This window comes from uncultured Methylobacterium sp., from assembly GCF_964242245.1.
Lineage (GTDB): Bacteria > Pseudomonadota > Alphaproteobacteria > Rhizobiales > Beijerinckiaceae > Methylobacterium.
On record NZ_CAXTBY010000087.1, the window covers coordinates 7,411 to 17,665 of the forward strand.

A 10,255-nucleotide genomic window follows, 5' to 3' on the forward strand; every position below is an offset into this window, starting at 1 on the left:
GCGAAGACGTGGACCGACGCGGCCCCGCGTTCCAGGGCGGTCGCTGCGTTGTCGAAGGCCGACGCACCGGCGCCGATCACGGCGACCGCCCGGCCCGACAGGCGGTCGAAGTCGATCGGCTCGGACGTATGGGCGTAGAGATGTCGCGGCAAGGCACCAGCGATGGCCTCCGGGACCGTCCAGGTTCCCGATCCCTCGATGCCCGTCGCGAGCACGACATTCCTTGCGAGCAGCGTCGTGGCCTCGCCGCCCACCCTCGCGTGGACGGACAGCAGCCCTCCGGCCAGGGGCTCTATGTCGAACACCTCCGTGTCGCTCATCACGTCGATGCCGGCGACCGACCGAACCCAGCACAGGTAGGCCTGCCAGTCGTCCCTCGGGATCTTGTGCAGGCGCGACCAGGACTCGCGGCCGTGTCGTGCCTCCCACCAAGCGCGTGCCGTGAGGCTTGGGATGCCGAGGTCCGGCCCGGTCACGTCCTTGGGTGTCCGCAGCGTGTGCATCCGGGCAAACGTCGACCAGGGGCCTTCCAGGCCGGCCGGGTTCCGGTCCAGGACGACCACGTTGGTCACCTGCTCGCGCAGCAACCGGAAGGCGATGGAGACGCCGCTCTGTCCGCCTCCGACGACGACGGCGTCGTAGGCGGTCCTCCCGTCGCGATGCTTGGGGATGACCCATTCCCGGGATGGATAGCCCAGGCACCGCATCTCGTGCCAGGCTCGCTCGCCCAGCTTTTCCAGGTCGTCGTCTTCGATCGGCATTTGCACCTTCGAGCGGGCAGGCATACGACCCCGATGCGCGGACCTGGTCCGCGCTTTTGCGAATTCATCCTGATGATGATGCCGCGACTCCGGATTTCCGGTCCGTCGCCAGCCGGTCGGTCAGGCAATCAGGATGCCAGTTCCGACCTGGAGTCAGCCGGGTCCGGCCGCGTCCCCGAGACTGCGTCAGAAGCGTCCATCCGAAGATCCTCGACGAACACATCGAACGACCTCCTGACGGCCGAAGCGTCCAGATCGCGCATGATCAGCACGAGTTCGAGCCCGGCGCAGGCGAACGCGTCCGGCAGATGCTCGGGACTGAAGATGAGGTGGCGCACACCTTGAATCACGACGCGCCTGCCGTTCGGGAGCACGGCGAAGCCCTTCATGCGCAGGATGCGGTGCCCGTGGCGGTGCGCGAGGGCGGACAGCCAGACCGCGAGCGAGGCCCATTCGACCGGCAGGCGCCGTTCCAGCTTCAAGGCCGAGACGGCGTGGCGCTGCGTTCCATCCGGCGCCGCGGCGGACGCGCGGAAGCGCCCGACGCGGCGCGGCGACAGCTCCGCCCAAGGATCGTTCACCCACTGCGAGGCGTAGAGACCGGACACGTCGGCCAGCGGATTGAGCGCGCGGACCGCCGACACGATGGACGCCCGCGCCTTCGGGTCCCCGAGGTCGCCTTTCGAGAGGATGACGCGATCGGCGATGACGACCTGCGAAAGCGCGACGTCCTCCGCAGCCAGCGTTTCCAGGACGTTGACGGCATCGACGAGCGTGACGGTGAAACCGGGCCGGAAGCGATGGCGCAGCATGAGGTCGTTCGAGATCGTCGCGAGCAGGCCGGCCGGGTCGGCTAGGCCCGACGTTTCCACGATGACCCTCTCGAAGGGTGGAACGGCCCCGGACGCCCGTTTTGCCAGCAGTTCCAGGAGACCGCCACGCAGGTCGCCGTCGACCGCGCAGCACAGGCATCCCTGGACGAAAGGCTCGGCAAGGGCACCGTCGACGCCGAGCAGCCGAAGGTCCAGGGCCGTGTCCGCGAACTCGTTGACGAGAAGGGCGGTGTTCGACAGGACGTTGGCGGCAAACAGCCGGCGCAGCAGGGAGGTCTTCCCGGCGCCCAAGAATCCGGCCAGGACGTCGACGGTGACGGCGGTCACCGATCGTGCTCGGTTCCGCGGACGAGGTCCGGCGAGAGCGGGTCGACAGGGACGTTCATCCTGTCCAGCGCCGACCAGAGTGCGCCCAGGTCGTCGACGACCGCGCACCGGCCCGTCGGGCCGGCCACACGCAGACGCCCTCCGAACCGCGACAGGCGCACGCGATGCGGGGCGAGCATCCGGCCCGCGAAGGTCACGAGCCGCTCCTGGGACGCGGCGGACCGTTCCGCGACCGGCGCGGCCGTGGACCAATGCGGGACCGTGGACAACACCCCGCACAGCGCACACATCGCTCACCCTCACGTCGTCTTCGACCCGGGCGGGAAGCGTGACCGGAAGTCCCGGGCGATCTCCTCGAAGGTCACGAATCGCACGCCGGAATGCTTCGAGAAATGCTCGAACAGCCGCTCGTGCATCACCAGCACCTGCGGGCGGCCCGAGACGTCAGGGTGCAGCGTGATCGGAAAGACGGCGTAGTCGTACTCACGGTAGACCCAGTCGAACTGGTCCCGCCAAAGCTCTTCGATGTCGCGCGGATTGACGAAGCCGTGGCTGTTCGGCGACGCTTTCATGAACATCATCGGCGGCAGGTCGTCGAGATACCAGGATGCGGGGATCTCGACCAGGGCCGTGTCGCGGCCGCGGTCCATCGGCTTCATCCAACTGGCCGCGGGCCTGCCGTAGTCGATCTTGGTCCAGCTTTCGCCGGTTCGCGCATAGTAGGGAACGAAGTCGCGGTGCATCAGGCTGTGGTCGTAGAGGATGCCCTTCTTCAACAGGAGCTCGATCGTTCCGGCACTGAACTCCCACCAAGGCGCGACGTATCCGACGGGCGGACGCCCCTGAAGCGCGGTGATCAGCGCGATCGACTTGTCGATGACAGCTTCCTCCTGATCGGGCGTCATGATCAGGGGATTCTCATGCGAATACCCATGCATGCCCATCTCGTGTCCGGCCACGGCCACGGCCTTCATCTCCGCGGGGAACGTCTCCAGCGAGTGCCCCGGAACGAACCACGTCGTCTTGATGCCGAACCGATCGAACAGGCGCAGCAGCCGGGGAACCCCGACCTCGCCGGCAAACACGCCCCGCGAGATGTCGCACGGACTGTCCTCGCCTCCGTAGGTCCCGATCCAGCCCGCGACCGCATCGACGTCGATGCCGTAGGCGATGAGGATGTCCTTCGTCATGCTCGATCGTGCCTCATGCGACGCTGGCCAGGAAACGGCCCCACCCGTCGATCTTCAGGTCGACGCCCGCGATGCGCGCGGCTTCCCAGAACGTGACCGCGATGGAATCGACGATCGGGATACCCAGTTCCCCTTCCATCTCTTCGATCAGGTCGGTCGCGTTGAAGTTCGTGCAGACGACCGCGATGCAGTCCGGAGCGCCCTCGGAGGCTTCTCGCAGCACCGTGCGGATCTGCTCGGGCGACGCGTTGCCGATCTCCAGGTTGTCACGCAAGCCGAGCGACGACGCGGCGGTTATCTCGAACCCTTGTCGCTCGTACTCGGTGCGGATCTTTCGGCTCACGTCTTCGGTGTAGGGCAGAGCCAGCCCTATCTTCGACCAACCTCGGCTCTTGTATGCATTGTAGAACGCCAGGGTGGACGTCGAAGCCGGAAGCCCGGTCTCGGTCGTGATGGCCTCGCAGAGCGCGATGTCGCTCTCGACGCCCCGCCAACTGGCGGAGGTCCCGTTCCATACGATGCAATCGGGCGCTGCGTGGTTGAGAAGGCGCGCCGAGGCGGTCATCGCCTGCAACTGGAACTGCAGCTCGGAGGAGGGAGACAGGGCGAGATGGGTGACTTGCACCCTGGAGAAATGATGCGAGAATCTGTCGTTGCAGGCCCTGTTCATCGCGTAGGTGAGCGGTTCGAGCACCGTGTTCGATGACGGCGTGATATGGCCTATGCGCGTCTTGCGGCCGGCAGGCGGGCTGTCGTTCATGGTGTCACCGATGATGCGATGGGGGCGAGCCTCGACACGATGCGTCCGTCGTAGAACAGCAGCGGACAGCCCTCGTGCACCGCGAGACTGTCGACGCTGCCGATCAGGATGCGGTGGTCGCCACCGTCGCGGACGTCGTACGTCGTGCAGTCCAGGTGGGCTATCGCTCCGGCAATGAACGGCAATCCTGCCGGGGATGGCAGGGTGTCCGCCCCATCGAAGGCGTCCGCGTTTCCCGCAGCGAAGCGTCCGGCCACGAACTCCTGCTCGGACGAGAGGATACTGATCGCGAAAGCGCCCGCGCTCTCGAAGATGTCGCGCGACCGCGCGCTGTTCCGGATGCTCCAGAGCACGAGCGGAGGGTCCAGCGACACCGACGAGAACGAGTTGATGGTCATCCCGACCACGACGGTCCCGGCGCGTGCGGTGACCACGGCAACGCCGGTCGCGAAGCGGCCGCACGCGCGGCGAAGGTCCGCCCCGTTCACGGGGTAAGACGCGCCCATCATGACCACGCCCCGGCGCCTGCTCGGACGTGGCGTTCCATCCCGACCGGCTCGGAGGCGAGGGCGTCGGCAAAGGCCACGACGTGCGGCTCCAGGCGGCCCGCGAGCCTTCGCATCGCATCGGTGGCCCGGGACAGCCGCGACGTACTTCGGACCACCTTCTCGCGAAGCTCGACAAGGTCCAGGGACGTGAATTTTCCGCGGCGCAACCGAAACTCGCCGTCCGTCATGACGTCGGTGACGGAGGACGAGTCCGCGCAGGTGACGATCTGGTTGACGGGGTCGTTGGCCGGGAGGAAGTCGACATGGCCGAGATCGAAGAAGGCGAGGTCGGCGGGCGCCCCCGGTGCGATGCGGCCGTCGTGGCGCCCGAGCGCCCTCGCGCCTCCCTCGGTCGCCATGGACAGTATCTCCGGCGCACGGAGCCAGCCTTCGCGGCTCCCCGCGATCGCGCGCGCGCCGTACGAGGCGAGACGCATCGCCGCGATCATGCTCAGCGCATCCGAGGAGTTCGCGCCGTCCGTCCCGAGGCCGACGTTGATTCCGCGGTCGAGCATCGGCCGTACGTGCGCAAGGCCGGACCCGAGCCGGAAGTTGCTCGCGGGCATGTGCGCGACGGAGCATCCGTGCGCCGCCAGCACGTCCAGATCGTCGGCGTTCAGCCACACCCCGTGCGCCGCGGTGAAGTTCGGGGACAGGATGCCGAGTTTGGCAAGATGCCGGACGGCCGAGCACCCGTAGGACCGACGGGCGGCGACGGCCTGCAGACGGGATTCCGCCACGTGCATCTGGATCGGAAGGCCGTGGCGGGCCGCCACGTCGCGGCAATCGGTGAGGAAGCCTTCCGAGCAGTGATGCGGGATGGTCGGGGCCAGCGCCAGCGCGATGCCGGAGGGCAGTTCCGCCCGTGAGCGCACGATCGCTTCCACCGCAGCCATCGTCGCGTCGCGCGGCGGCATGCTGAACTTCGCCGCCTCGTCCCTCAATTCGGCGGGCAGGGCTTCGATCAGGCCCGGTATCGCCTGCAGGAGGTGCCTGTCGGCGACCATCGGGGCCAGGACGACCCGCATCCCGGCGTCGCGGTAAGCGGCCGCCGCAGCCCAAAAGTTCTCCTTCGTCGGGAGCGGGAACTCGTAGACGAGATCGAAGCAGGACGTACATCCCTTCGAGAGCATGTCGACCGCACCGAGGAGCGTCGAAACGTAGACCGTCTCGGCGTTCCGCGCCCCGCCGAGCCACAGCCCGTGCGTCAATGACGCCTCGAGGGTCCAGGCTTCGGCGACACCCTTCATGAGGTTGGCGTGACCGTGGGTGTGGGCGTTGACGAAGCCGGGCGTGATGAGCCTGTCCGTCGCGTCGTGCTCGGCGAGATCCGCTCCCTCGACCGCCCCGGGCTCCGAGACGCTCTCGATGAGGCCGTTCCTCACGACGATGTCCTTGCGGACCGCGCCCTGGACGCCGGCCGAGACGATCATGCCGCCCCTGATGAGCATGCGCCGCGTCACGCCGCATCGCCCGCCGGATGATGCGTCATCCAATGACGCGCCACGTCGGAACGGCGCGCCATCCAGACGCGATCGTGGGCGGCGACGAAGTCCAGGAATCTCGGCAGTGCCTCGAAGCGGGCGGGCTGCCCCGTGACACGGCAATGCAGGCTCACCGTCATCAGCTTCGGACGCGACGCGCCCTCCGCGTAAAGGACGCGGAAGGCCGATGCGAGATGATCGTAAAAGTCGTTCGCGGTGGAAAGCTTCGCTGTCGCCAGCCGATTGTCGTTGTTCGTGAAGCTGTGCGGAACGACCAGGTGGTTCTGCCCGCCGACCTTCGTCCAGAACGGCAGGTCGTCCGCATAGCTGTCCGCGTCGTAGAGGAACCCGCCCTGCTCGACGAGGAGCTCGCGGGTGTGCCGGCTCGGCGAGTACCGGCTCTGCCACCCCGACGGCCGGCGCCCCAGGCTGGCTTCCAAGCCGGCGACGGCCCGGGCGATCGCTTGGCGTTCCTCGTCGCGGTCCATCGCGAAATGCCGGACGAAGCGGTCCCCGTGGCAGCAGATGTCGTGATCGGACGCCCTGACGGCGTCCGCTATGGGCGGGTTGCGCGCGATCGCCCGCGCGCAGAGGTTCAGGGTCAGGGGGGTTCCGCGCTCGCCGAACAGGTTGGCGAGCCGCCAGAACCCCGCCCGGGACCCGTATTCGAACAGGGACTCGGCCACGTAGTCGCGCGTGCCGGCAGGGACCTCGCCCGGAACGGCGTCGGTGAGCGCCGTCTCCGTCGCCGGGTCGCCGTCGCCGATCGACGGTTCGGCGCCCTCCTCCATGTTGAGCACGACGACCAGGGCTATGCGGGCGCCGCCGGGCCATTCGGCGCGCGGTGGCCGACCCCCGTACCCGACGAAATCCCGTTCGCTCCCCGCCATGGCCGTCAGGCCGCCGCCGCGATCGGCATCGCGCCGGCGAACGTCTCCGCGGCCGCCATCAGCAGGTGGTCGTTCCTGTGACCGGCGATGAGGGAAAGCCCGACGGGACATCCGTCGACGGTCACGGCAGGGATGTTCACCTGCGGAAGCCGGCACAGGCTGGCGACGCAGGTCAGCGCCAGGGTCTTCTCGCGGAATTCGACTTGGGCCGACAGCGAAGCGGTGCGCAGCGGCGGAAGGTCGTGAGCCGTCGGCAGCACGATCACGCCGTCCGCACCGAGCACCTGCGAGAGGCGGTCGCTGAGCCGCTCGCGGTTCGCAGCCGCGCGCGCGAACGTCCCGGGGTCGACGGTCGACGCGAGATCAATCCGTTCGGCGACGGCCGGGCTCAATGTCCGTCCCGGAACCGTCGCCCAAGCACCGAGCGTGGACCACAGGTCATGCAATTGCAGAGGCCTGAACGTGTCGAGCCAGACGTTCACGCCCTCCGTAAAGAGCGTGATCTCCTCGTGCCGGCCCAGCGATTTCGCGACGGGAAGGAGCGCCTGGCCGATCGTCCGGATGGGGATGTCGAAGGCATCGTTGGCGATCAGCAAGCGCGGTTTGGGCAGCGATGCGGATGGTCCGAAGTAGACCTCCCCGACGCGCCGCAGCGTCGTCGCATCCCGAGCCAGCCAACCGACCGTGTCGAAGCTCGGAGCCATGGCCATGATGCCCGCGACCGAGATGCGGCCGAACGTCGTGCGCAGGCCGAACACGCCGCAGAAGCTCGCCGGAACCCGGATCGAGCCTCCGGTGTCCGTTCCGAGGGCGAAGTCGCACAATCCCGCGGCGACCGCGCAGGCCGAACCGCTGGAAGAGCCGCCCGGCACCCGATCCTTGGCCATGGGGTTCACCGGCGTTCCGAAATGCGGGTTCATCCCGAACATTCCGCAGGCGAGCTCGTCGGTCTGCGTCTTCCCGACCATGCCTGCGCCTGCCGCCAGCGGCACGACGACCGCGGGCGCCGTCGCGACGGCGGGCCTCGCCTCTCGAAGCCGGTCCGGGTTGCCCCAGGCGGACTTGGAGCCCTCCACGTCGATGAGGTCCTTCACGGCGAACGTCAGGTCCTGAAGCGGCCCGGTGATCGTCGTCCGCGTCTTGGCACAGCTATGAGCGACGAAGGCCGAGCGCCGGATGGCATCAAGATCAAATGTCATGGCGACTATTCCGCCGCGTTCGACAACTTTCGATCCACCATGGGCAACCCGTAAGACGACATGAAGTCGTTGACCGGCGACTTCACGGAATCCCAATCGAAGAAGCGGAAAGAGTTGCCTCGCGTGACGAACGGCGGCCCCGAGTAGAACATCTCGTATTGCAGATGGCGGGAGCCGAATTCCGAGCCGACGGCATCCCACGCCAGCTTCATGAGCTTCACGCGTTCCTCCGACGAGACCACCGGGGAACGCTGCGTCTTGCGAATGATCGCGTTCGTTTCCGGGGTCTCGAAATCGGCGTACGAGGACGGCACCATGATCATCCCGCCGCCGGACAGCGACCGAATGGCCTCGACGACCTCCGGGTAGGTCGTCTGAGCGACGACCTGTGCCGTGCAGAGCAGCGAGCGATCGGGCACGTAGTAGCCCTGGAAGTTTTCCCCTTTCAGTTCCATGGCGATCACCAGCGCCTCGATGGTGGACACCTTGGCGGCGATCAGGCCCAGCGTGTCGCGGACTTGCGGGTAATTGATGATGTTGTTCGTCTCGGCGATCTTCCGCGTGATGCCGAGCAGGAACCGCAGCTTGACCATCAGGCGGATCATGCATTGGTAATTCTGGAAGACGTGCGCGCGGGTTTCATGCCACTGCGCAGTCGCCATCCTCAGATCCTTGAAGACGAATACGCGATCCCACGGAATCTTGACGTCGTCGAAGTGGACCACTGCATCGTTCTCGTCGAACCGCGACGACAGCGGGTAGTCGAACGTGGAGGTGGCGTTCTGCTCGTAGCTGCGGCGCGACATCAGGGTCAGACCCTTGGCCGAGAGCGGCACCACCGCCGTGAAGGCGTAGGCTTCGTCTCCCGCCTGCAGGGCCTGGAAGCCGGAGACGAGAAGCTCGTTGGCCATGACGCCGCTCGTCGCGAGCATTTTCGAGCCGCGGATCGTGATGCCGCCGGCATCCTCGTCGACGACGGATGCGACGAGATGCGGGTCCGGCTGCTCGCCGGCCGACTTCGCCTTGTCGGCCTGCGGATTGATGATGACGTAGGAGAGGAAGAGGTCGTTGTCGCGCGCATAGTCGAAATACGATTCGAGCGCTGCCGATCGTTTCGCATCGTTGTTTCGAAACGCCGAGATGCCCATCCGGAAACCGGCGAGCGTCGAAGCGACATGATCGGGCGACCGACCGACCATGCCGCAAGTCAGTGCCGACCAGCTCTCCAGCGCCTGGCGCCGCTTCACGAGGTCGCTGTAGGTTTTAGGGAGCTGCCACGCCAGATTGACCCTGTCACCGCTCGTCGGCGAGACGAACGTCATGGCCTCTACGTTCTCGGCGGCGGCTTGGTAGTCGTAGAGCCCGGCAGCGGTGGCGACGGCGCTCTTGAAGCAATGGTCCGTCGCGACGTCCGAGACGCGACGTCCGTCGATGTAGATCGACCGATTGTCTTTGATGCTCGCCAGGTAGGCTTTGCCGTCCTTGGGCATTGGGACTCCGCAATCATCGCTTGCTGGAATCCGACGCCAGGCTCTTACCCATTGCAGCCGAATTTATGCAAGCAGCATAATGACGTCCGGCGATCAACGTCAAGCCAAACGATTGTGCAGCACGCAGGTGAATGCGGGAGAGGCTCGGCCGACTGATGCGGCAGGCTGCTCACGAAAGCGTCACACAACTCCGGTCCGCTTCAAATCGATCTTGCAGCGGCGTGGTCTGCAATCATCATGTCCGGCCGACCGAGGGTTCGGGCTCGGACGCAAGCCCTTCCTGATTTGGGTCGCTGTTCGCGCGTTTGCCATGCCGCTTTGGCTTCGCGAACGGCGACGAGGATCTCAACGACGTGTACGTTGAACCGCGCTGGCGGCGGGCGATTGTCGGGTTCTTCGGCGTGCCGCTCCGTCAGCTTCTGGAACAGCGGCAGGAAGCGACGCTTCACCATGTTGTCGTGGCCCTCGTAGCCACCCCGCCGGTTCGGAAAAACCCGATCGTCGGAGCGGGGCCGCTGGCTGCGCTGCCGCCACTCCCGTCGCGCCGGGTCGAACGCGCCATCGCTCATCGAGACCGTCAGGCCCTCGACGAGTGCGCGCGAGAAGCTCGCGACTACGCCGTAATCGGTGATGCTCGGCTCGGCCGATTTCGACGGCGGACCCCGACTCCCGCTCGGCTCATCGCGGCAACGCACGGGATCGTCGCTCCGCTTAGAGCGCTCTCCGCCCAAGTGGACGCCGGTTCAGCGAAAGAAAGCGCGATAAAACAACGA

The 10,255-nt window shown here is 66.8% G+C and carries 11 protein-coding genes; all 11 read right to left on the reverse strand.

The annotated features are described in order from the left end of the window. On the reverse strand, positions 1 to 761 hold a 761-nt coding region (locus tag ACFE8Y_RS16020), incomplete at its 3' end, for an FAD/NAD(P)-binding protein (protein WP_375465376.1). A gap of 128 nt (positions 762 to 889) precedes the next feature. Continuing rightward, positions 890 to 1,921, reverse strand: a complete 1,032-nt coding sequence (locus tag ACFE8Y_RS16025) for a CobW family GTP-binding protein (protein ID WP_375465377.1) — start codon at positions 1,919 to 1,921, stop codon at positions 890 to 892. Beyond that, positions 1,918 to 2,118 (reverse strand): hypothetical protein, encoded by a 201-nt coding sequence (locus ACFE8Y_RS16030; protein WP_375465378.1) that lies wholly within the window; start codon positions 2,116 to 2,118, stop codon positions 1,918 to 1,920. The genes ACFE8Y_RS16025 and ACFE8Y_RS16030 overlap by 4 nt, the downstream gene beginning before the upstream one ends. A gap of 102 nt (positions 2,119 to 2,220) precedes the next feature. Further along, positions 2,221 to 3,111 carry a polysaccharide deacetylase gene (locus tag ACFE8Y_RS16035; RefSeq protein ID WP_375465379.1) on the reverse strand — a complete coding sequence of 297 codons (891 nt, stop codon included), beginning with the start codon at positions 3,109 to 3,111 and terminating at the stop codon, positions 2,221 to 2,223. 13 nt (positions 3,112 to 3,124) lie between these two features. Beyond that, positions 3,125 to 3,871, reverse strand: a complete 747-nt coding sequence (locus ACFE8Y_RS16040; RefSeq protein ID WP_375465380.1) for an aspartate/glutamate racemase family protein — start codon at positions 3,869 to 3,871, stop codon at positions 3,125 to 3,127. Beyond that, positions 3,868 to 4,380, reverse strand: a complete 513-nt coding sequence (locus tag ACFE8Y_RS16045; protein WP_375465386.1) for a flavin reductase family protein — start codon at positions 4,378 to 4,380, stop codon at positions 3,868 to 3,870. The genes ACFE8Y_RS16040 and ACFE8Y_RS16045 overlap by 4 nt, the downstream gene beginning before the upstream one ends. After that, the gene (locus ACFE8Y_RS16050) at positions 4,377 to 5,870 is read right to left on the reverse strand and encodes an amidohydrolase family protein (RefSeq protein WP_375465381.1); all 1,494 of its coding nucleotides are present in this window, start codon (positions 5,868 to 5,870) and stop codon (positions 4,377 to 4,379) included. The genes ACFE8Y_RS16045 and ACFE8Y_RS16050 overlap by 4 nt, the downstream gene beginning before the upstream one ends. A gap of 8 nt (positions 5,871 to 5,878) precedes the next feature. Then, on the reverse strand, positions 5,879 to 6,904 hold the full coding sequence (locus tag ACFE8Y_RS16055) for a polysaccharide deacetylase family protein (protein WP_375465382.1): 1,026 nt from the start codon (positions 6,902 to 6,904) through the stop codon (positions 5,879 to 5,881). Beyond that, entirely contained in the window at positions 6,799 to 7,992 is a 1,194-nt protein-coding gene (locus tag ACFE8Y_RS16060) for an amidase (protein WP_375465383.1), read from the reverse strand. The genes ACFE8Y_RS16055 and ACFE8Y_RS16060 overlap by 106 nt, the downstream gene beginning before the upstream one ends. A gap of 5 nt (positions 7,993 to 7,997) precedes the next feature. Beyond that, positions 7,998 to 9,482 carry a 4-hydroxyphenylacetate 3-hydroxylase family protein gene (locus tag ACFE8Y_RS16065; protein WP_375465384.1) on the reverse strand — a complete coding sequence of 495 codons (1,485 nt, stop codon included), beginning with the start codon at positions 9,480 to 9,482 and terminating at the stop codon, positions 7,998 to 8,000. A gap of 200 nt (positions 9,483 to 9,682) precedes the next feature. Further along, entirely contained in the window at positions 9,683 to 10,177 is a 495-nt protein-coding gene (locus ACFE8Y_RS16070) for a hypothetical protein (RefSeq protein ID WP_375465385.1), read from the reverse strand. Between the last annotated feature and the right edge of the window lie 78 nt (positions 10,178 to 10,255).